Annotated in this window: 19 protein-coding genes; 13 read left to right on the top strand and 6 right to left on the bottom strand. The window is 71.6% G+C overall.

Annotation, left to right across the window (positions count from 1 at the left end; all coding sequences use genetic code 11):
- On the top strand, positions 1 to 574 hold a 574-nt coding region (locus AADR41_RS12310), incomplete at its 5' end, for a cytochrome P450 (protein WP_342281401.1).
- Here the strand turns inward: AADR41_RS12310 and treY are convergent.
- Both treY and glgX read right to left on the bottom strand, forming a co-directional pair.
- Positions 534 to 2,930 carry a malto-oligosyltrehalose synthase gene (gene treY / locus AADR41_RS12305; protein WP_342281400.1) on the bottom strand — a complete coding sequence of 799 codons (2,397 nt, stop codon included), beginning with the start codon at positions 2,928 to 2,930 and terminating at the stop codon, positions 534 to 536. The two genes, AADR41_RS12310 and treY, sit on opposite strands and share 41 nt — an antisense overlap.
- A gap of 100 nt (positions 2,931 to 3,030) precedes the next feature.
- Entirely contained in the window at positions 3,031 to 5,196 is a 2,166-nt protein-coding gene (gene glgX / locus AADR41_RS12300) for a glycogen debranching protein GlgX (RefSeq protein ID WP_342281399.1), read from the bottom strand.
- A gap of 441 nt (positions 5,197 to 5,637) precedes the next feature.
- Here glgX and AADR41_RS12295 point away from each other — a divergent pair, with 441 nt between their 5' ends.
- Together AADR41_RS12295 and AADR41_RS12290 are read left to right on the top strand one after the other, a co-directional pair.
- Positions 5,638 to 6,870, top strand: a complete 1,233-nt coding sequence (locus tag AADR41_RS12295) for an SAV2148 family HEPN domain-containing protein (RefSeq protein WP_266428444.1) — start codon at positions 5,638 to 5,640, stop codon at positions 6,868 to 6,870.
- A 78-nt stretch (positions 6,871 to 6,948) separates the two neighbouring features.
- Positions 6,949 to 7,680, top strand: coding sequence for a 3'-5' exonuclease (locus AADR41_RS12290; protein ID WP_342281398.1), 732 nt, complete (start codon positions 6,949 to 6,951; stop codon positions 7,678 to 7,680).
- An 84-nt stretch (positions 7,681 to 7,764) separates the two neighbouring features.
- On the opposite strand, the gene AADR41_RS12285 is transcribed toward AADR41_RS12290, so the two are convergent.
- Positions 7,765 to 8,631 carry a phosphotransferase enzyme family protein gene (locus AADR41_RS12285; protein ID WP_342281397.1) on the bottom strand — a complete coding sequence of 289 codons (867 nt, stop codon included), beginning with the start codon at positions 8,629 to 8,631 and terminating at the stop codon, positions 7,765 to 7,767.
- A 104-nt stretch (positions 8,632 to 8,735) separates the two neighbouring features.
- On the opposite strand from AADR41_RS12285, the gene AADR41_RS12280 reads away from it, so the two are divergent.
- The 8 genes from AADR41_RS12280 (at position 8,736) to AADR41_RS12250 (ending at position 16,450) form a co-directional block, all read left to right on the top strand.
- Positions 8,736 to 9,707 carry a carbohydrate ABC transporter permease gene (locus tag AADR41_RS12280; protein WP_342281396.1) on the top strand — a complete coding sequence of 324 codons (972 nt, stop codon included), beginning with the start codon at positions 8,736 to 8,738 and terminating at the stop codon, positions 9,705 to 9,707.
- Complete coding sequence (locus tag AADR41_RS12275) at positions 9,704 to 10,543, top strand: carbohydrate ABC transporter permease (RefSeq protein ID WP_342281395.1); 840 nt, start codon at positions 9,704 to 9,706, stop codon at positions 10,541 to 10,543. Before AADR41_RS12280 ends, AADR41_RS12275 begins: the two co-directional genes overlap by 4 nt.
- Complete coding sequence (locus AADR41_RS12270; protein ID WP_342281394.1) at positions 10,543 to 11,841, top strand: ABC transporter substrate-binding protein; 1,299 nt, start codon at positions 10,543 to 10,545, stop codon at positions 11,839 to 11,841. Before AADR41_RS12275 ends, AADR41_RS12270 begins: the two co-directional genes overlap by 1 nt.
- Before the next feature lie 562 nt (positions 11,842 to 12,403).
- Positions 12,404 to 12,484 carry a tryptorubin family RiPP precursor gene (locus tag AADR41_RS42870; RefSeq protein WP_350985409.1) on the top strand — a complete coding sequence of 27 codons (81 nt, stop codon included), beginning with the start codon at positions 12,404 to 12,406 and terminating at the stop codon, positions 12,482 to 12,484.
- Positions 12,485 to 12,598: 114 nt separating this feature from the next.
- Complete coding sequence (locus AADR41_RS12265; protein ID WP_342281393.1) at positions 12,599 to 13,642, top strand: cytochrome P450; 1,044 nt, start codon at positions 12,599 to 12,601, stop codon at positions 13,640 to 13,642.
- A 456-nt stretch (positions 13,643 to 14,098) separates the two neighbouring features.
- Positions 14,099 to 15,301 carry a S8 family peptidase gene (locus AADR41_RS12260; RefSeq protein ID WP_342281392.1) on the top strand — a complete coding sequence of 401 codons (1,203 nt, stop codon included), beginning with the start codon at positions 14,099 to 14,101 and terminating at the stop codon, positions 15,299 to 15,301.
- Positions 15,302 to 15,422: 121 nt separating this feature from the next.
- Entirely contained in the window at positions 15,423 to 16,028 is a 606-nt protein-coding gene (locus AADR41_RS12255) for a DUF1697 domain-containing protein (protein WP_342281391.1), read from the top strand.
- Positions 16,025 to 16,450, top strand: coding sequence for a nuclear transport factor 2 family protein (locus AADR41_RS12250; protein WP_342281390.1), 426 nt, complete (start codon positions 16,025 to 16,027; stop codon positions 16,448 to 16,450). The genes AADR41_RS12255 and AADR41_RS12250 overlap by 4 nt, the downstream gene beginning before the upstream one ends.
- Before the next feature lie 30 nt (positions 16,451 to 16,480).
- Here AADR41_RS12250 and AADR41_RS12245 read toward each other — a convergent pair whose 3' ends face one another.
- The 3 genes from AADR41_RS12245 to AADR41_RS12235 all read right to left on the bottom strand — a co-directional run bounded on the left by AADR41_RS12245 (position 16,481) and on the right by AADR41_RS12235 (position 18,647).
- Complete coding sequence (locus AADR41_RS12245) at positions 16,481 to 17,296, bottom strand: ABC transporter ATP-binding protein (protein ID WP_342281407.1); 816 nt, start codon at positions 17,294 to 17,296, stop codon at positions 16,481 to 16,483.
- A gap of 101 nt (positions 17,297 to 17,397) precedes the next feature.
- A complete protein-coding gene (locus AADR41_RS12240; RefSeq protein WP_342281389.1) occupies positions 17,398 to 18,267 on the bottom strand; it encodes an aldo/keto reductase in 870 nt (289 codons plus the stop codon).
- A gap of 50 nt (positions 18,268 to 18,317) precedes the next feature.
- Positions 18,318 to 18,647 (bottom strand): fibronectin type III domain-containing protein, encoded by a 330-nt coding sequence (locus tag AADR41_RS12235; protein WP_342281388.1) that lies wholly within the window; start codon positions 18,645 to 18,647, stop codon positions 18,318 to 18,320.
- A 770-nt stretch (positions 18,648 to 19,417) separates the two neighbouring features.
- Here AADR41_RS12235 and AADR41_RS12230 point away from each other — a divergent pair.
- Complete coding sequence (locus tag AADR41_RS12230; RefSeq protein ID WP_342281387.1) at positions 19,418 to 19,606, top strand: hypothetical protein; 189 nt, start codon at positions 19,418 to 19,420, stop codon at positions 19,604 to 19,606.
- Positions 19,607 to 19,797: 191 nt separating this feature from the next.
- Complete coding sequence (locus AADR41_RS12225) at positions 19,798 to 20,388, top strand: TIGR03086 family metal-binding protein (RefSeq protein ID WP_342281386.1); 591 nt, start codon at positions 19,798 to 19,800, stop codon at positions 20,386 to 20,388.
- Positions 20,389 to 20,442 lie beyond the last annotated feature (54 nt).

Below are 20,442 nucleotides of genomic sequence, written 5' to 3'. Positions count from 1 at the left end.
CGCCACTCCGCCGGCCACCGCCCACACCACCCCGCCGGGCAGCACCCACGCCACCCGGCCCGGCTCCGCCGCACCCGCCGCCGCACCCTGCACCCGGCACACCGGCCTCCGCGAGAGGGCGCTCGCCTCCTTCCTCGCCAATGTGCTGGACGCCCCCGACCTCCTCGCCGCGCTGCGCGTCGAAGCCGCCCTGGCCGACCGGGCCTGGACGGAGTCGCTGCGCCGCGATCCGCCGGTCCAGGTGGTGCTGCGCCGCACCGTCACCGAGGTCACCCTCAGCGGCGGCACACTCCCCGCCGGGGCGGACGTCGCCTGTCTGATCGGCGCGGCCGGCCGCGATCCGGAACGGTTCGCCGCCCCCGACCTCTTCGATCCCTTCCGCCGCGACCAGGGCCGGTCCCTCACCGGCCCCGTGTCCTGCCCCGCCGTCCTGCTCGGCCGGCTGGAGGCCCGGCACGGCCTGCGCGCGCTGCTCGACGCGATGCCCCGGCTCCGCTGGGCGGACGGATTCCGCCCGGCCGGCACCGGGCTGCTCACCCGGGGTCCGCGGGCGCTCCTCGTCCGGCCCGGCTGAGCAGCGCCACCGGCCGCCCGGCGAAGAGTTCGGCGAGCGCGACGGAGCCCCCGGCGAACTCCCGGCCGGGCGCCAGCAGATCGGTCCACGGACCGTCGTCCGGCAGTACCAGCTCCGTGTCGTGCCAGCCGCCCGACTCCGCCAGCCGCAACGACAGCCTGGTCACCGCGGTGACCACCTCGCCGGAGCGGCAGAACGCCAGACAGTGCGCGGCCGCCGGGCCACGGGCGTCCAGCGGGGCGTACGTACCGGACCCGCCGAACACCTCCGGCCGATCGCGCCGCAGCCGCAGGGCGGCCGCCGTGAGTTCGCCCTTCTCGCCGAGGGCCCCGTCCCCGTCCGGTTCGCGGAACGGCCGCCGGTTGTCCGGGTCGACCAGTGCCACGTACTCCCGCTCCGTGCCCTGGTACAGATCCGGCACCCCCGGCATCGTCAGCTGCACCAGCGCCGCCCCCAGCACATTGGCGCGCACATAGGGATCGAGGGTGCTCGCGAACCGCTCCAGCGTCTCGCGCACCGGACCGGAGCCGGCGGCGGGCCCCGCCGCCACGAAGTCCGTCACCGCCCGCTCGTACGCCGGATCGGGCTCGGTCCAGCCGGTGAAGAGGCCCGCCTCGCGCACCGCCTTCAGCAGCGCGGGCTCCAGCCGGCCCGCCATCTCGCGGCCCGGCACCTTCGCGCAGCCCGCCGCCGTCTGCCAGGCCTGCCAGGCGAGCTGGGGGTCCGGAGCGGTGGCCGGGGTCGCCCGCTCCAGTTCGGTCAGCAGCCCGGACCACGACTGCGGGCACTCCGTCAGCACCGCGATACGGGCCCGCACATCGGCGCTCCGCTTGGTGTCATGGGTGGTCAGCACCGTTCCGGTGGCCGGCCAGTCGCGGGCCAGCCGGGCACAGAAGGCGTGGAACTCCTCCGGCGTCACCGCCGGCTGCCCGGGGTCGCCGCCCACCTCGTTCGCCGAGATCAACGGCAGGTACCGGTAGAACGCCGTGTCCTCGACCGACTTGGCGCGCAACGCGGAGGCGGTCTGCGCGAACCGGGCGCAGAACGCCGCCCGCTCGGGCCCCTCACCCAGCCGCCCCAGCGCCAGCTCCCGGACCACGTCGACGGCCGACGCCTCCTCCGCGACGGCGAACATCGCCTTCGCGTCCCGTACGACCGCGTCCGACAGCATCTCCTCGGCCGTCTCCGGGCAGGGCCCGCCGGCCGTCACGTACGGGCGGTAGACGGGCACCCGCACCAGCAGCTCGCGCACCGCGGCGCGCAGCGCCCACGGGGCGTGGTCGCGCAGCGCGGGGCCGGCCGCGCAGATCCGTACGGCGAGCCGGGTCAGCAGCTCGGTCTCGGCGGCCAGTTCATGCGTCACCACCCGGTACGCGGCGCGGCGGACGGTCGTCGTCCAGTGGCCGCCGCGGTCGCCGGCGGGGCCCGCGTACTCCCGGTAGCGGCCGACCAGCTCCGCGGCGCCCATCGGGTCGACGAACAGGCCGTCCACCCGGTGCAGGGCGTCGTACCCGGTCGTCCCCGCGACGGCCCAGTCCGCGGGCAGCGGCTCGCCGCCGGTGAGGATCTTCTCCACCACCGTCCACCGCCCGCCGGTCCCCGCCGACAGCCGCTCCAGGTACGCCGCGGGCTCGGCCAGCCCGTCGGGGTGGTCGATGCGCAGCCCGTCGACGACACCGTCCCGGACCAGTTCGAGGATCTTGCCGTGGGTGGCGGCGAAGACCTCGGGGTCCTCCACCCGCACCCCGATGAGCTCCGAGATCGTGAAGAACCGCCGGTAGTTCAGCTCGGTGCGGGCCAGCCGCCACCAGCCGAGCCGGTAGTGCTGGGCGTCCAGCAGCTCGGGCAGCGGCAGACCGGCGGTGCCGCTCCGCAGCGGGAACTCCTGCTCGCCGTGGCGCAGCACGTCCCCGTCCACCCGGAGCGCGCCGAGCTCGTCGCCGATCGGCCCGCCGAGCACCGGCAGCAGCACCTTGCCGTCGCCCGCCGCCCAGTCGATGTCGAACCAGCGGGCGTACGGCGATCCGGGCCCCTCCCGCAGCACCTCCCACAGCGCGCGGTTGTGGCGGGGGACTGCGGCCATGTGGTTCGGCACGATGTCCACGATCAGCCCGAGACCGTGCTCGCGTGCCGTGCGGGCCAGTTCCCGCAGTCCCTGCTCACCGCCGAGCTCGGCACGTACCCGGCTGTGGTCGACGACGTCGTAGCCGTGCCGGGAGCCGGGCACGGCCTCCAGGACCGGGGACAGATGCAGATGCGAGACGCCGAGCGCGGCGAGATACGGCACGGCCCGTCCGGCGGCCGGGAACGGGAAGTCGGGCTGGAGCTGGAGCCGGTAGGTGGCGGTGGGCGTCATGCGGACGTTCGTACCCAGCCTGGCGGCTTCTGTGTCACGGAACGCCGCAAAGGGCTCGACCGGCGGTGTCCGCGCCCGCCCGGCGGGACGGCCCCCGGCCCTACGCGGGCCGTTGCAGCACCGCCATGCTGCGCCCGACCAGCGTCACCCGATCGCCCCCGGCCACCTTCGGCCCGGAACCGGGCATGACGCCGACCGGGCGCGCCGTGTCGACCACCACCAGCCACTGCCGGCCGTGGTTCACCGGCACGGAGAACTCCAGCGTCTCCGCGCCCGCGTTGAACATCAGCAGGAACGAGTCGTCGGAGATCCGCTCGCCGCGCGGCCCGGGCTCCGAGATCGCGTGGCCGTTGAGGAAGACCGTCAGCGCCTTCGCGTGCGCGGCCTGCCAGTCCCGCTGCTTCATCTCGCCGCCCTCGGGCGTGAACCACGCGATGTCCGAGAGCTCGTCGTGGGTGCCCTCGACCGGACGGCCGTGGAAGAACCGGCGGCGCCGGAAGACCGGATGGTCGCGGCGCAGCCACACCATCGCCCGGGTGAACTCCAGCAGACTGCTGCCCCCGGTACCGTCCTCGCCCCGCTCGGCCCCGTCCGCCCCGTCCCGCACCGGCTCCCGCGGGTCCGGCCAGTGCACCCAGGACAACTCGCTGTCCTGGCAGTACGCGTTGTTGTTGCCCCGCTGGGTACGCGCGAACTCGTCGCCGTGGCTCAGCATCGGCACACCCTGCGACAGCATCAGCGTGGCGATGAAGTTCCGCATCTGCCGGGTCCGCAGATCGAGGACCTCCGGCTGGTCGGTGTCCCCCTCCGCGCCGCAGTTCCAGGACCGGTTGTGGCTCTCGCCGTCCCGGTTGCCCTCGCCGTTCGCCTCGTTGTGCTTGTCGTTGTACGAGACCAGGTCGTGCAGCGTGAATCCGTCGTGGCAGGTGGCGAAGTTGATCGAGGCGAGCGGCCGCCGCCCGTCGTCCTGGTACAGGTCCGACGACCCGGTCAGCCGTCCCGCGAACTCCGCGAGGGTCCGCGGCTCGCCCCGCCACAGGTCCCGCACGGTGTCCCGGTACTTGCCGTTCCACTCGGTCCACAGCGGCGGGAAGTTGCCCACCTGATAGCCGCCCTCGCCCACGTCCCACGGCTCGGCGATCAGCTTCACCTGGCTGACCACCGGGTCCTGCTGCACCAGGTCGAAGAACGACGACAGCCGGTCCACCTCGTGGAACTGCCGGGCCAGGGTCGCCGCCAGATCGAAGCGGAAGCCGTCCACGTGCATCTCGGTCACCCAGTACCGCAGCGAGTCCATGATCAGCTGGAGCACGTGCGGCGACCGCATCAGCAGGGAGTTCCCGGTCCCCGTGGTGTCCATGTAGTACCGCTGGTCGTCCGCCAGCCGGTAGTACGAGGCGTTGTCCAGGCCCCGGAAGGAGAGCGTCGGGCCCAGATGGTTGCCCTCCGCGGTGTGGTTGTAGACCACGTCGAGGATCACCTCGATGCCGGCCTGGTGCAGCGCCCGGACCGCCTGCTTGAACTCCAGCACCTGCTCGCCCCGGTCGCCCCAGGAGGCGTAGGCGTTGTGCGGGGCGAAGAAGCCGATGGTGTTGTATCCCCAGTAGTTGGCCAGCCCCGCGTCCGCCAGCCGGTGGTCCTGGACGAACTGGTGCACCGGCATCAGCTCGATCGCCGTGACGCCCAGTTCCGTCAGATGGGCGATCACCTCCGGATGGGCCAGCCCCGCGTACGTGCCGCGCAGCTCCTTCGGCAGCCCCGGGTGGAGCATCGTCAGGCCCTTCACATGGGCCTCGTAGATCACCGTGCGGTGGTAGTCCGTACGGGGCCGCCGGTCGTCGCCCCAGTCGAAGTAGGGGTTGACCACCACCGAGGTCATGGTGTGCGGGGCCGAGTCGAGATCGTTGCGCGCGTCGGGCCGGCCGAACGGATAGCCGTACACCGCCTCGCCCCACCGGATCTGCCCGGCGACGGCACGGGCGTACGGGTCGAGCAGCAGCTTGGCCGAATTGCAGCGGGCGCCGCGCTCCGGTTCGTACGGCCCGTGGACCCTGAATCCGTACCGCTGACCGGGCATCACGCCGGGCAGATAGGCATGGCGGACGAAGGCGTCGGTCTCCCTGAGCTCCACCGCCGTCTCGGAACCGTCGTCGTGCAGCAGGCACAACTCGATTCGTCTGGCGGCCTCCGAGAAGACCGCGAAGTTGGTCCCGGCGCCGTCGTACGTGGCACCGAGGGGATACGCCTGTCCCGGCCAGACCTGCATAGGTTCGACCCTTCCACTTCTGATCCGGGTGCCTGGAGCTTGCGGGCTGCCAGGGCGCGTCCGACCCCTGATCCGCCGGGCGGGCCCTGGTGCCAGATCTTCCCCGAAACAGGTGCGGCTACCTAGGACCGACCGGCAATCGGGGGGCGGCGTCGCGGGGCCGGGCGGCCGGGGACGTCACGAGGTCCGGTCAACATCGGGCCCCTTCGCGTCGCCCGGAACCGGCGTCCGGACCCGGGAAACCGGCGCTCGCCCGGTACAGGGCCCGGGTTGGGGTGGTTAATCACTATGAATCCCCTCACTGCGGCAGATCTTGCCGCCGAGAACATGCCTGCGCCGTAGGGGAGTTGACGAAGCAGCATCCGCATCCGGCTGCACCGGCTCCCGCTCCCGGAGTACCCTTCCTTGATCGTTGGTGGGGGAGTGGAAGGCGGTGCGCGGGTGAGCTCGGGCGGATTCGAGCTGCCCCCAGGTGACCCGGGTCACGAGGGGGACTCCACCGATGTCCCGCCAGGGGCGGTATCGCTTGCGCAGCCCATGGAGATCGGCGCGGAGCTGGACTGGGGAGCGGACGCCTGGAGCGAGGTGCGGACGCGCGCGCAGCGGGCCGGACGCGCCTACATCTGGCTGAATCTCGTGGAACAGCGGCTGCGCGCCGTGGTCGCCGCGGTGCTCCGGCCGATCTACGAACCGGTGCACGGCGAGGACTGGGTGGTGGCCGCCGCCGGGCCCGCCGGGCAGGAGTGGGTGCAGCGGGCCGTCGCCGTGCGCGAGGTCTCGCGCCGCAAGGGCTATCTGCTGGACCCCGCCGACGACAACGTTCTCAGCTTCCTCACGCTGCCGCAGCTGCGTGAGCTGATGGTCCAGCACTGGCCGTGCTTCGAGGCGTACTTCGACGACCGGCGCGAGGTGGAGCTGGCCCTCGACGAGCTGGAGGTCGCCCGCAACGTGGTCTCCCGCAACCGCGCCCTGAACGAGGCGGTCCTCGCCCAGGCCGAGCGCGCCTCCGCCCGGCTCCTGGAGATCCTGGGAAGCGGCGCCGCGGTCCCGTCGGCCGACCGGCTCCCGGTCGACGCCGTCGAGGAGCTGGTCGGCGACCGGTACGCGGATGTGGTCTCGGTCCACTCCGACCGGGTGCGACTCCAGCGCCAGCTGCCCGCCGAGGACCTCTTCGGCGGTTCGCGCCGGCTCGACGCGATCGGCATAGGGCTCAACCTGCTGGTGCAGAACTTCTCCGGCCGCAGGCTCATCCGGCTCGCCGAGTCGGGCTGCCGGGTCCGGCTGCTCTTCATCAACCCGGCCAGCAGCGCGGTCAAGCGCCGGGAGCGGGAGCTGGGGCTGAAGAAGGGCGAGCTGAGCCGGTCGGTGGAGATGAACATCCTTCACATGCGCCGGGTCCGCTCCAAGCTCCGCGACCCGGGCGCCTTCGAGATCCATGTGTTCGACGAGACACCGCGCTTCACGGCCTATCTGGTGGACGGCGACGGGACCGACGCGGTCGGGGTCGTCCAGACCTATCTGCGGCGCGCACGCGGCATGGAGGCACCCGTGCTGGTGCTGCGCGGCGGCGGGCGCGCCGTGGTCCGGGCGGGCCAGGACAACGAGCACGGGCTGTTCGAGACGTACCGCGAGGAGTTCGAGTCCGTGTGGGCGGACTCCCGGCCCGTCTCCTGAGGGGCCGCCACCGCGTTGTCAGTGGTGCGTGCGAGGGTGGTCATCACCTGGGGGAGAGCACCACGAAGGAGGTACGGGATGAGCTGGCACCGGGAGCCGCTGGTCGGCTTCGACCTGGAGACGACGGGCACCGAGCCGCTGGAGGCCCGGATCGTGACCGCCGCGGTGGTCGGCGTCCGCGGCAGGGACGGGGAGCCGGTGCGCCAGCGCGCCTGGCTGGCGGATCCGGGCATCCGGATCCCCGCGCAGGCCTCGGCGATCCACGGCATCAGCAGCGAGCGGGCGGCGGCGGAGGGCCGGCCGGTGCGCGAGGTGGCCGACGAGATCGCCGAGACCCTCACCGGCTACTGGCGCCGGGGCGTCCCCGTCGTCGCGTACAACGCGGCCTTCGACCTGACGCTGCTCACGGCGGAGTTGCGCCGGCACGGGCTGCCGTCGCTGAGCGACCGGCTCGACGGGGCCGGTATCGGCCCGGTCATCGACCCGTACACGATCGACCGGGCCGTCGACCGCTACCGCAAGGGCAAGCGCAACCTGGAGGCGGTCTGCGTCGAGTACGGCGTGGTGCACGGCGGTGCCCATGACGCGGGGGCGGACGCGCTGGCCGCGGTCCGGGTGGCGTACGCCATAGCCGAGCGGCACGGCTCGGTGGCCGGGCTGACCGCCGCCGAGCTGCACGAGCGCCAGGTCGAGTGGTACGCGCAATGGGCGGCGGACTTCCAGCAGTTCCTGCGCCGCAAGGGCACGGCCGACGCGGTGGTCGACGGCCACTGGCCGCTGCGGGAGCCGGCCGGAGTCACCGCCGGCTGACGGCGCGCAGCCGTACGGACCGGACGAGGACGGGCAGGGCCGTCCCCGGCGCTCCGGCCCCGCGGCCGGATCCGGGGGACGCCCTCAGAACGGATACCACCGCACCGCCGTGTCGCCGTCCCGAAGCGAGGCCACCCGGCGGCGGAATTCCGCGAGCGCCTTCGGATTGGCCGGTGCGTGCTGGGACACCCACGCACAGCTGGCCGTCTCCCGTGCCCCGCGGAGCACCGCGCAGCCCTCCCACTCCCGGACGTCCCAGCCGTAGGCGGCGGTGAAGGCGTCGTACGCCTCGGGCGCCAGGCCGTACCGGTCCCGGGACAGCGCCAGCACCACCAGATCGTGCTCGCGCAGATCCGCCGAGAAGGTCTCCAGATCGACCAGCACCGGACCGTCCGGTCCGACATGGACGTTACGGGGCAGCGCGTCGCCGTGGATCGGACCCGGCGGCAGGTGGGGGACCAGCGCGGCGGCGGCCGCCGCGAAGCCGTCGCGCCGCTCGCGCAGATAGTCGGCGTCGGCCGGGTCGATCGCATCGCCCGCGAGCCGCAGCCAGCGTTCGACCCCGCCCAGCAGTTCACGGGGCGGCAGGGCGAGGCCGTCCGGGACGGTCAGCGCGTGCACCCGGGCGAGCAGCGGTGCCAGGTCCCGCGGCTCGGCGGGTCGTACGGCATCGGGCAGCCGGTGCCAGAGGGTCACGGGATGGCCCTCGATCAGGCGTGCCGCGGGCTCGGCGGCCCGTACGGCGGGGACGTCCGAGGCGGCCAGCCACCGGGCGACGGCCACCTCGCGCTCCGCCCGGTCCCGCAGTTCCGGGTTGCGCACGGCGTCGCGGCCGACCTTGACCACCAGGTCGCCGACGGCGAACACCGCGTTCTCACCCATCGCGAGCAGCTCCGCACCGCCGGACAGCCCGGCAGCGGTCAGCACCTCACGCGCACGCATCTCGTTCATGACTCCGATTTTCGCACCCGTGCAGGCCTGCTTGACGAACCGATGACCCGTCAGCACGATGACGGAGGCCATCTGAGCGGCCAGAACGGTATGAATCCGATGTAATGACACAAGGGGGCGGATTCGTGACATTGGCGAGTGCAACGGTACGTTCCGAGAGGCACGGTCCGCCCGGAAGTCCGCAGGACAGACGGTCCCGGCCGGTCAACCGGAGCGCCGGTACCTGGTTCCTGGTGCTGCCCGCGCTGATCCCGATCCTGGTCCTGAGCGTCGGCCCGCTGCTCTACGGCATCGCACTGGCCTTCACCGACGCCCAGTCCGGCCGCACCCGCTCCACCCAGTGGGTGGGCGGGCTGAACTTCCAGGACCTGCTCCACGACACCCTTTTCTGGGACTCGTTCCGGATCGGTCTGGTCTGGGCGTTCGGCGTCACCGTCCCGCAGTTCGTACTGGCCCTCGGCCTCGCCCTGCTGCTCAACCAGAATCTGCGGCTGCGCTGGCTGGCACGGGCCCTGGCGATCATCCCGTGGGCGATGCCCGAGGTGGTGGTGGGCCTCATGTGGCGGCTCGTCTACAACCCGGACGCGGGCATCCTCAACGAGACCATCCGCGATCTCGGCCTGGGCGACGGCCGCGACTGGCTCACCGGGCTCGCCACCGCCCTGCCCGCCGTGATCGTCGTGGGTGTCTGGTCGGGCATGCCCCAGACCACCGTCGCCCTGCTCGCCGGTCTGCAGAACACCCCGCACGAACTCCACGAGGCGGCCGCCCTGGACGGCGCCGGTGCCTGGCGCCGCTTCCGTACCGTCACCTGGCCGGTGCTCAAGCCCGTCGCGCTCTCCATCACCGCGCTCAACTTCATCTGGAACTTCAACTCCTTCGCCCTGGTCTACGTGCTGACCAACGGCGGCCCCGGCGGCCGTACCCGGCTGCCGATGCTCTTCGCGTACGAGGAGGCGTTCCACTACGGACAGTTCGGGTACGCGGCGGCCATGGGCTGTGTGATGGTCGCGGTGATCTCCGTGATCCTCGCGGTGTATCTGGCCGGCCGGCTCAGGGGAGGCGAGGACCGATGAGCATGCGCACCGGCAGAGCCGCACGCGCCGGACAGTACGCCGCACTGCTCGGCTACCTCGTCTTCCTGGCGTTCCCGTTCCTGTGGCTGATCTCCACCGCCTTCAAACCCGCCCGCGAACTGGGCTCCCTGCACCCCACCTGGATCCCCGAGAACCCGACGCTCGACAACTTCCGCGCCGCGTTCGACGAACAGCCGCTGCTCCAGGCCGCCGCCAACTCGCTGGCCGCCGCGGTCTGCGCCGCCTTCATCGCGGTCCTCGTCGCCACGCCCATGGCGTACGTGATGGCCCGCCGCCGCTCCAGGCTCTCGACGGCGGCCACCGGATGGGTGGTGATCAGCCAGGCGTTCCCGCTCGTCCTGCTGATCATTCCGCTCTTCCTGATCCTGAAGAACCTCCATCTGATCAACACCCTGTGGGGGCTGATCATGGTGTACGTCGTCTGGGCGCTGCCCTTCGCGCTCTGGATGCTGGTCGGCTACGTACGGGCCGTGCCCGCGGAGCTGGAGGAGGCCGCCTCGGTCGACGGGGCGGGGCGGCTGCGGACGCTCGTCTCGGTCACCGCCCCGCTGCTGGCCCCCGGCATCGTCGCCACCGGGCTCTTCGCCTTCATCACCGCGTGGAACGAGCTCTTCTTCGCACTCGTCCTGCTCAAGACACCGCAGAAGCAGACCTTGCCGGTCGTACTGACCCACTTCATCGGCGCGGAGGGCGCGGCCGATCTCGGGCCGCTCGCCGCGGCCGCCTTCCTCGCCACCCTGCCCTCGCTGGTCATCTTCGCGATCATCCAGCGGCGGATCACGGGCGGCATGCTGGCCGGGGCGGTGAAGAACTGATGCGGGCATCCCTGCGGCGGACGGCCGCCGCGACGGCCACCGCACTGGCCCTGCTGCTCACCGGCTGCGCGGGAACGGACGACGGCGGGACCGTCAGCGGGCGGATCGAGCTCAGCTTCCAGTCGCTGGCCTGGCAGAAGGAGTCCGTCGACGCCAACAAGCAGCTGGTGAAGGAGTGGAACGAGGCCCACCCGGACATCCATGTCAACTACATCCCGGGCAGCTGGGACACCGTCCACGACCAGCTGCTCACCGCCTTCGAGGGCGACGAGGCGCCGGACATCATCCATGACGCCTCCGACGACCTGGCCGACTTCGCGTACGGCGGCTACCTGGCCGATCTGCGGACGCTGCTCCCCGACCGGCTTACCGCGGACATCCCGCGGCAGAGCTGGTCCACCACCACCTTCGGCGACGGCGTCTACGGAGTGCCGTTCCTCCAGGAGCCGCGCGTCCTGATCGCCAACACCAGGATCCTGACGGAGTCCGGGGTCCGGATCCCGACGCCCGAACACCCCTGGAGCTGGTCCGAGTTCCGGCAGGTCACCGGGGAACTGACGGGCAAGGGTCGCTACGGCATCGCCTGGCCGCTCAAGGAACCGGTCTCCGTCACGCTGAACCTGGGGCTCTCCGCCGGCGGCGAGCTCTTCCACCGCGCCGACGACGGCAAGGTGACCATTCGCGCGGACGAGGGCGACCGGACCGTCCCCGACACCATTCACGACCAGGTCAACACCGACCACAGTGCCGCGCGCACCGCGCTCGGCATGGGCGGCTCCGACACCCTTCCCGGGTTCTTCGGCGGCAAGTACGCGATGGTTCCGCTGGGTTTCTCGTACCGTCAGCAGGTGGTCGAGCAGGCACCCGAGGGCTTCGAGTGGACGGTGCTGCCCGCCCCCGCGGGCAGCGCGGGCCTCGCCCAGGGCGTCAGCCCGCAGACCCTGTCCGTCTCGGAGGTCAGCCCGCACAAGAAGGAAGCCGCGCAGTTCATCGACTTCCTGCTGCGGCCGCCGAACATGGTGCGGCTGGCCAAGGGGGACTGGATGCTCCCGACGGGCACCGCGGCGCTCGCCGATCCGTCGCTGCACACCGCCGAGAACGGCTGGGCGACCGGTGTGGCTGTCGCGAAGGCGCTCCGTCCGGCGCCGGCCCAGTCGGTGCGCGGCTACCCGGAGTGGAAGGACAAGGTCGCCACGCCCGCCCTCCAGGAGTACTACAGCGGGGCCATCGGTGGGGACGAGCTGAGGAAGCGTCTGGTCGACGACGGGAACCGGGTCCTGGCCCGCTACCAGCGCTGAGGCACCCCGCCGCGGAGCACGTTCGGCTCCCCGGGCGCTCCCCGCCCCGAAGCACTCCCCGCCGCCGCCGGCGGGGAGTGCTTCGGGCTTCCCGCCGATTCGGTTTCATGAATCGTGCGGTACTCGTCCGGGTCGGACCGACGATTACCGACCGGTACGTTTCTTTCGGCGTGTCACCGAAGGTGTCCGGGAAATCGCTCGCAGGTGTCGGCCCGGATTCCTCGCATTCTCGGGCGTCGGCGATTCAGACATTCAACGGCCTGAATCAGTCTCTTCAGGCCCTTGTGTCCGCGCGCCCCGTACGGGTATGGAGCGCGCCGACCACCTCGTGACCTGGCGTTCCATCAGGAACCCTCGCGGCGAAGGGAGGTTGCCGAAAACTGAACGCCCTGCCGCTTTCCGGGGGAAAGAGGTCATTGACAATTCGTTTCGCACTGAGCTTCACTCCTTTCGGCGGTGAGCGGCACTGAATTCCCTGTCCGAGGTGGGGTGTTGGTGTCGTGAGCGGCTCAAGTCATGCCCGTCGGAATGCAAATTCAGAGTAAAAGATGGAGGTGCTGTTATGAAGTTCCTTTTCTTGCTCAAGGACAAGATGACGCCGGAGAAGAGCCTGAAGGCGTACGCCTGGTACCACTGGTACTAGGCCGACAGGCGGTCCTTCCTGCCGAGGGACACGGTCAGTCGATTCGGGCCCGTGTCCGGCCAGGCCTCATCGGCCCGCCGGGCGCGGGCCCTTCCCGCTTCTTGGAGACCACCGATGTACATGTCCGGTACCGGCAGCCGCGCCCGGGACGTCGTCTTCGCGCCGAGACTCCAGGCGCTCCTGAGAGATCACCGCGGTGAGGAGGTCTTCCGCCTCGATCCCGGCACCGTCGGTGTGGCCGGGGCCGGACTGACCGACCGGATCCTCGCCGCCAGGCCGGCCACCGAGGTCGAGCGGCCCACGTTCAAGCCCCTGCACGGACGGTCCATCCCGCGCACCGAGGCGTCCACGGTCATGCAGGCCATCGGCAAGGATGTCCGGACGGCGCTGAAGAAGCCCGTCGGGACGGTCGACCTCTCCGGCGAATGGCCGCACGTGGGCCATGTGTTCCTGCGCGATCTGGTGCTGGAGGGCGACCCGTACCGGCTGCGCATCCTCATGGACCGCGCGCTGGAGCTGACGCCCAAACTCACCTGGACGGTCATCGCCGCGGGGGCGGCGCTGCCCGGCCGGCTCCGCCCCGGCGCACCCGTCTCCGCCATCGCGGGCCTGACCGCCGAGGCCGGGAGCTACAGCGACCGCCGCTACGCGATGGGGCTCTACCGGCGGGCCGCGGCCCCGGTCTGCTTCACCGTCTCGACGCTCGTCGCCAACGCGCTCTGGCTCGGATCGCCCTTCGACGACGACACCTCGAACCGGAACATCCTCCACGAGGCGATGCGGCTGCTGCCGCCCTCCTGGAACATTCTGCGCAGGGCATCACCCGAGTACCCGGCCCTCGACTCCCGGATCGGCGCGGCCGACGACATCCTGCTCCTGCCGCTGCTGAGCCACCGCGACCCGGCGCTCTGGGACGACCCCGACGAGTTCCGCCCCGAGCGCTGGGACGGCCTCGACCCCGACAACCAGCCCGGCTACCTCCCCTTCGGGCACGCCTCCGAGCGCTGTTGGGGCCGGCACATGGTGATGCCGCTCGCCGAGCTGCTGCTCGACATGCTGCGCGGCGACGGTCTGACGGTGAGTCCGGAGCAGACCGCGGCGAAGGTGCCGCTCGCCGGCCTGATGGGGGTCGCCGACGTCCGGGTCGTCCGCCCCTGACGAACCGGACCGGCCCCGTACCCGACCCCGTGCCCGCCGCGCCCGCCTTACCCAACCACGCGCCCGCCGTAACGAACTCTCGTGTCGAACCCCCGAACCACCCCCTGTACCCGATCCCGAACTCAATTTGGTGACCTCGTGAGGGCTCTGTGAACACGAGGGTGGAATCCGGCCGCCATCCCGCCCGGCCGTACGGTCGGGCGGGGTCGGTCTTCCCGTGTGCGAAGTGTGCCGGTCGAGCCGCAACCCCGGTCCGCGGGGCGGATGTCGGGGCGGCGGTGCCCGACTTGGGTGCCACTGGCCGGATTCTTATTACGAAACTTTGTTGAGTAAGTCACAGCCGCATGAAGGTCTTGATCTGGGCGCGTCAATCGGCGAGGGTTTCGAGCCAACCCCCGGAGATCTTCCGGCCGGGGGTCAATCCCCCCACAAAGAATGACGAGGAGATCCCTCTTCATGGCAATTCACAAGCGCGCACGCCGGTTCAAGCTGACCGCAGCGATAACCGCGGTGGCCGCGGCCGCCGGGGTCACCCTGCTCAACACCTCGATCGCCGGTGCCACCCCCGCCCCCGCGATGGGCGTCGTCTACGGTGCCGACGCGGCGAACGCCGTGTCGGGCAGCTACATCGTCATGCTGAACGAGAAGACCGACAAGTCGGAGCTCGCCAAGGAGTACGGCGGCAAGCTGAAGCGCAACTACAGCTCCGCCATCAACGGCTTCTCCGCCAGCGGCCTTTCGCTCACCGAGGCCAAGCGCCTGGCGGCCGACCCGGCCGTGTCCAAGGTCGTCCAGAACAAGAAGTTCCACATCGACGAGACCCAGGACAACCCGCCGTCGTGGGGCCTGGACCGGATCGACCAGACCGAGACGGCCGGCGACAACGCGTACACCTACCCGGACAGCGCGGGCGAGGGTGTCACCGCGTACGTCATCGACACCGGCGTACGCACCACGCACAACGAGTTCGAGGGCCGGGCCAGCTCGGGCTACGACGCCGTGGACAACGACGACAGCGCCGACGACGGCAACGGCCACGGCACCCACGTGGCGGGCACCATCGCCGGTGCGACCTACGGCGTGGCCAAGAAGGCCAAGATCGTCGCCGTCCGGGTGCTCGACGACTCCGGCTCGGGCACCACCGAGCAGGTCGTCGCAGGCATCGACTGGGTCACCGAGAACCACGAGGGCCCCTCCGTCGCCAACATGAGCCTCGGCGGCGGCGCGGACGAGGCGCTCGACGCCGCGGTCCAGAAGGCCATCGCCTCCGGAGTCACCTTCGCGGTGGCCGCCGGCAACGACTCCTCCGACGCGAGCGAGAGCTCCCCGGCCCGTGTCCCGGAGGCCATCACGGTCGCCTCGTCCACGGTGGACGACGAGCAGTCGTACTTCTCCAACTACGGCTCGATCGTGGACATCTACGCTCCGGGCTCGGACATCACCTCGTCCTGGAACGACAGCGACGACGCCTCCAACACCATCTCCGGCACGTCCATGGCGACCCCGCACGTCGTCGGTGCCGCCGCCGTCTACCTCGCCGGCCACCCGGACGCCACGCCGGAGGAGGTCGCCACCGCGCTGACCGACGGAGCCACCCCCGACGCGATCTCCAACGCGACCGAGGGCACCCCCAACAAGCTGCTGAAGGTCGTCGAGTAACCGACCCCGCAGCCGTGACCGGGTGAATGAAGCCCGGCACAACGGAATCGGCGGCCGCCGCGCTCTCCCCCACGGGGCGCGGCGGCCGCTCCGTGCGAAGAGATCGTCCTATGGTGTGCCCATGACGATGTACGCGGCGCTGTTGCGCGGGATCAATGTGAGCGGCCACAAGAGGGTTCCGATGGCCGAACTGCGTTCGCTGCTCACCGAACTGGGACACGGGGACGTCCGCACCCATCTGCAGAGCGGCAACGCCGTCTTCAGTACCGCTTGCGACGACGAGAACACACTCGCCGCCGAGCTGGAGCAGGCGATCGAGAAGCGGTTCGGCTTCCCCGTCCCCTGCCTGGTCCGGGACGGAGCCTACCTGGCCGCAGTTGCGGCGGCCTGCCCGTTCCCGGCCGCCGAACTCGAAGGCAGACAGCTCCACATCACCTACTACGACCGGCCGGTCGACGCCGAGCGGTTCGCCCGGATCGACCCGGCGGCCTTCCGCCCCGAGGCGTTCGGCCTCGGCGACCGTGCGCTCTACCTCTACGCCCCGGACGGACTGGGCCGCTCGAAGCTCGCCGAGGCACTGTCCCGGACCTCCGTGACCAAGGGGCTCGTCGCCACCTCGCGCAACTGGAACACGGTGGAGAAGCTGGTGCGGATGACAGCGCCCCCGGGGGCGGCACCGGACGGACCGGCACACGGCAGACCCGCACGCGACGGAGCCCCGTCATGACCGATCCGACCCCCGGTGTGGCAGCGGCGGTCGAGGGCGAGCTGCGCCTCCTGGACCCGGCGGTGCGCGCCTCCGCCGACCTCCTCGCCCAGGTGCTGCACCCCGACTACCGAGAGATCGACTCGTCCGGCCGGGTCTGGGACCGGGACACCATGATCGCCTCACTCACCTCGGCGGACGCCCCCCGCGCCGGCCAGATGACCGCGTCCCGGATGAGCGGGATCCAGCTCGCCGACCACCTCGTCCACCTCACCTATGACACCGAGACCAAGGGACACCTGGCCCACCGCAGCTCGGTGTGGCGGCTGACCGAGTCGGGCTGGGAGCTGTACTACCACCAGGCGACCCCGTTCGGCTCCGGCGCGGACGCCGGCCAGGACGCCGGCCAGGACAATGGCCAGGACAACGGCGCCGGCGGATAGCGCCCGGCGCCGACGCCCGACGCCCGGCGGTCAGGTCCGGGTGACGCGCTGCGCCCGTGCCGCCCACCGGCCGTCCGTGCGGGAGATCTTCACCGGATGCCCGAAACAGTCGCTGACCCGGTCCGTGCTGAGTACCTCGTCCGCCGGACCCGAGGCCAGACAGCGGCCGCCCCGAAGCAGCAGCGCATGCGTGGTGGAGGCGGGCAGCTCCTCCAGATGATGGGTGACCAGGACCGTCGCCAGCTCCGGATGTTCCTCGCGCAGTACGTCCAGGCTGTCGAGCAACTGCTCGCGCGCCGCGAGATCCAGACCGGTGGCCGGCTCGTCGAGCAGCAGCAGCCGGGGCTGCGGCATCAGGGCGCGGGCGATGAGCGTACGACCCCGCTCACCCTGCGACAGCGCGGGCCAGCGCGACTGCGACTTGCCGCCCATGCCCAGCATCTTCAGCAACCGCTCCGCACGCTCCCGCTGCTCATCGCTCACCGCACGGCGCGGCACCGGCTCGACCGAGTTGGTCAGACCGGTCAGCACCACCTCGCGCACCGACAGCGGGGAACGCAGCGGATGACGCGGATTGACATGGCCGAGCAGCGACCGCAGCTCCCGCAGATCGACCCGGCCGAGGGTGCGTCCCAGCACCTCCACCGACCCCCGGGTGGGATGGTTCACCGCGCCGAGCAGTCCCAGCAATGTGCTCTTGCCGGCACCGTTGGCGCCGAGCAGCGCCCAGTGCTCACCGCTCCGTACGGTCATCGAGACCGAGTCGAGCAGCACATTGCCCTCCCGTACGAGTGAGACGCCGTCGGCCCGGATCACCGGGACGGCGGCTCCGTCGGCACCGTCCAGATCCGGCCCCGGCGCGGGGACGGCGGCCGGCACGGGGACGGCGGAGGTGGCAGGGGTGGTGGAGGTGACAGGAACGGTGGTCACGTGCGGGGTACTCCTCTTCATGCGGGTGCGAGCGCCTCCAGGCCGCTCAGGTCCTCGGCGGACAGCCGGATCTCCCGGGCCCCCAGGTTCTCCGCCAGATGGACGGCCGAACCGGTGCCCGGGGTCGGGCACAGCACGGGGGACCGGTGCAGCAGCCAGGCGAGGGCGATCTGCCCGCGGGTGGCACCGTGCCGATCGGCGATCCCGGCGAGAGCCGCTGCGGCCTCGCCGGTCAGAGCGCCGTTGGCCAGCGGGAACCAGGGCAGAAAAGCCAGGCCGTGGGCCTCGCACACCTTCAGTACCGCGTCCGAGGAACGGTCGAGGAGATTGAACCGGTTCTGCACCGAGGCGATCCCGGTCAGGGAGAGAGCCTGCTCCAGCTGGTCGGCGGTAAGGGTGTCCAGACCGATGTGCCGGATCTTACCCTCCTGCCGCAGCGCGTCCAGCGTGCCCAGCTGGTCGGCCATGGGTACTTCCGGGTCCAGCCGGTGCAGTTGGTAGAGGTCGATCCGGTCCGTCCGCAGCCGTCGCAGACTGGCCTCGCACATCGCCCGCAACTGCTCCGGCCGCCCCGCGATGTGCCAGGCGGCGTCGCTCGTACGCACCACCCCGCCCTTGGTCGCGACCACCAGATCGTCGCGGTACGGGTGGAGCGCCTCGGCGACGAGCTCCTCGGCCAGCTCCGGCCCGTAGTTGTCGGCGGTGTCGATGAGTGTGACGCCCTGCTCGACGGCCGCCCGCAGCACGGCCACGGCGTCCTCCCGCTCGCCGCGCGGCCCCCAGTATCCGGGGCCGGTCAGCTGCGCGGTGCCGTAGCCGAGCCGGCGTACGGGCACCTCGCCGCCGAGCAGGAACGTATCGTCGAGTGGCTGTGAGAGGGAGGACATCCCCCCATGGTAAGAGCGTGCCCCGTCACCGGGAGCGTGCCCCGTCGGGCTCAGGTGGTGACGGTGAGGATCGCCGAGCCGGTCGTCCGGTGGGCCGCGTTCTCGGCGTACACCCGGAAGTGGAACGTCCGGCCGGCCGCCAGGCGGAACGTGAACGAGTTGCCGTCCAGCAGCGGCCCCGAGGCGCGGACGAAGCAGGGCCCGTCGGCAGTCGAGGGCCCGCTGCAGCTCCCCTCGCGATACCCGGTCGTCACCGTGTCGGCCGGGTCCTTCGGATCCCACCGCACGGTCACCAGCTCGGTGGCCGCGTCATAGCTGTACGCCGGCCCGGTCGGCGCCGGTGCCGCCGCGGCCCGCGTGATCCCGGACGGCGCGGCCACCGCCGGAACGGGGGTGGCTCCCCCCCCGCCGCCACCAGTGCGACGAGAACCGCCGCTGCGCGTGGGGCGATTCGTATGCGGTCTCGCATGTTCCCTCCAGGAACCCGATCGGTCGGACCGCCGGAACGGTACGAGCGCGGGCGGGATCCCGAATGGCGGTGGAAGGACGGTGTGATGGCGGACAGCTGAAGCCCTGCCCCGCCGGAGGACCGGGGCCGTCCGCTCGGCTCCACGCACCACCGCGCGTCACACCTCCACCGTGCGGTGGGCGTCGTCCGTCAAGAACACGCGCGCCGAGCATCCCTAACGAGGGAAGTGTGCGCGCATAACCGCAGTTGGCTGGTGTGCACGCACAAGCCGTCCCTACGGTCGTCCGTACCCGACTCACTGGTTGCGACAGGGGCGTACCCGCGATGGCGAAGACGACGACGATCAAGGTGTACGAGGCCCGCCCGGGCCGGCGGGCGCGCATCGTCCGACCGGGAACCGGACATGAGCGCCGCCCGGCCGCGAACCTCCCCCGGGCCGACGCGCGCCGCCTCCGTCCCGGCAGTCAGGCGATATCCACGGCCGACAGCACGACGGAACATCTGCCCTGCGTCTGTCTCTGCCACACCCACCCGCGAGAGAGGACGGCACCATGAAGTGCGCCAAATGCGGCAACCAGATGAGTCGGAACGTCGGCGGTTGGTGGACCTGCTGGGGCTGCGGAAACACCCAACCGCCGGGATGCACGGATGCCGATGAACTGCCCGTGCTGCGAACGGCGGTTGGGGTCGCCACGGGCAGGCCGGTGCCGTTGCGCCGGCTGCTCGTACGAGATCGGTGTCGACGCGTGGACGTTCCACCAGGAGCTGGTCGCCGAGCTGGAGGCCGACGAGAAGGCGTTCTTCGAGCGTGTGCGGCAGCGCACCGAGCACCTGCGGTCGCTGGTGCCGGCATGGCAACGAACCCACTGAACACGGACCCCGCCCGCGGTTGCTGATCACGCCCACCCGCGTGCGGGCGGGCCCTGCTCCCGCCCGCACCCCGGGCCGTCGGCCGCGTGGTGACCACCGGGGCGGACGGGCAGGGGCGGGGCGGACCGGTGTGCGGGGCGTGTCGCCTTTCTTCAATCCGGGGGGCCGGGGGCGGTCATAGCCTGGACGGCATGAAGAACGAGCACGCGCACATGACCGAAGTCGCCGCCGAGGCGGCCCGTATCGCCCGATCCATCAGCGCCGAGCAGCTCGACGCGCCGGACACGCCCTGTGGTGACTGGGACGTGCGCGGGCTCGTCAACCACTGGGTGCTGTACACCTCCCACGGCCTGGAGCACCGGGCCCTGCGCAAGGACCTTCCAAAGGAGCTCACCACACGCGACTTCACCGCCGACGCCGACTGGGCGCAGCGGTACGCCGAGCAGCTGGACCGCGCCGTCGCCGCCTGGGCGGACCCGGCCGTCTGGGACGGTGGGATCGACATCGGGGGATCGGCCTCGCCGGCCGCCGAGATCGCCGCGATGCTCATCGAGGAGACGGCCCTGCACGGGTGGGACGTGGCCCGGGCCGTGGGGGAGGAGTTCCGGCTCTCCGACGAGGCGGCCGCCTATGTGCTCGGCGTCGTCGACGGCACCGCCGCGCTCTACCGGCAGTACGACGGCTTCGCCGACGAGGTGACGGTGCCCGCATCGGCGTCGGTGTTCGAGCGGGCGCTGGCCCACAGCGGACGAGACCCGCACTGGACGTCAACCGCCGGCTGAGAGCCCCTTTTGGGGCGGACCTCGCAGGTCGCGGCACCGGCCAACCGGGTACGC

The organism is Streptomyces sp. CLV115 (assembly GCF_038448545.1).
Classification (GTDB): Bacteria; Actinomycetota; Actinomycetes; order Streptomycetales; family Streptomycetaceae; genus Streptomyces; species Streptomyces sanglieri.
This window is presented reverse-complemented; position numbering and strand designations above follow the sequence as displayed.

What these genes read in the sequence shown, in the direction of transcription:
- AADR41_RS12250 (WP_342281390.1), top strand. Translation starts at nt 16,025, where the DNA reads ATGACCGATCCGACCCCCGGTGTGGCAGCGGCGGTCGAGGGCGAGCTG.
- AADR41_RS12240 (WP_342281389.1), bottom strand. Translation starts at nt 18,267, where the DNA reads ATGTCCTCCCTCTCACAGCCACTCGACGATACGTTCCTGCTCGGCGGC.
- AADR41_RS12280 (WP_342281396.1), top strand. Translation starts at nt 8,736, where the DNA reads ATGACACAAGGGGGCGGATTCGTGACATTGGCGAGTGCAACGGTACGT.
- AADR41_RS12265 (WP_342281393.1), top strand. Translation starts at nt 12,599, where the DNA reads ATGTACATGTCCGGTACCGGCAGCCGCGCCCGGGACGTCGTCTTCGCG.
- AADR41_RS12285 (WP_342281397.1), bottom strand. Translation starts at nt 8,631, where the DNA reads ATGAACGAGATGCGTGCGCGTGAGGTGCTGACCGCTGCCGGGCTGTCC.
- AADR41_RS12255 (WP_342281391.1), top strand. Translation starts at nt 15,423, where the DNA reads ATGACGATGTACGCGGCGCTGTTGCGCGGGATCAATGTGAGCGGCCAC.
- AADR41_RS12290 (WP_342281398.1), top strand. Translation starts at nt 6,949, where the DNA reads ATGAGCTGGCACCGGGAGCCGCTGGTCGGCTTCGACCTGGAGACGACG.
- glgX (WP_342281399.1), bottom strand. Translation starts at nt 5,196, where the DNA reads ATGCAGGTCTGGCCGGGACAGGCGTATCCCCTCGGTGCCACGTACGAC.
- AADR41_RS12225 (WP_342281386.1), top strand. Translation starts at nt 19,798, where the DNA reads ATGAAGAACGAGCACGCGCACATGACCGAAGTCGCCGCCGAGGCGGCC.
- AADR41_RS42870 (WP_350985409.1), top strand. Translation starts at nt 12,404, where the DNA reads ATGAAGTTCCTTTTCTTGCTCAAGGACAAGATGACGCCGGAGAAGAGC.
- AADR41_RS12270 (WP_342281394.1), top strand. Translation starts at nt 10,543, where the DNA reads ATGCGGGCATCCCTGCGGCGGACGGCCGCCGCGACGGCCACCGCACTG.
- AADR41_RS12275 (WP_342281395.1), top strand. Translation starts at nt 9,704, where the DNA reads ATGAGCATGCGCACCGGCAGAGCCGCACGCGCCGGACAGTACGCCGCA.
- AADR41_RS12260 (WP_342281392.1), top strand. Translation starts at nt 14,099, where the DNA reads ATGGCAATTCACAAGCGCGCACGCCGGTTCAAGCTGACCGCAGCGATA.
- treY (WP_342281400.1), bottom strand. Translation starts at nt 2,930, where the DNA reads ATGACGCCCACCGCCACCTACCGGCTCCAGCTCCAGCCCGACTTCCCG.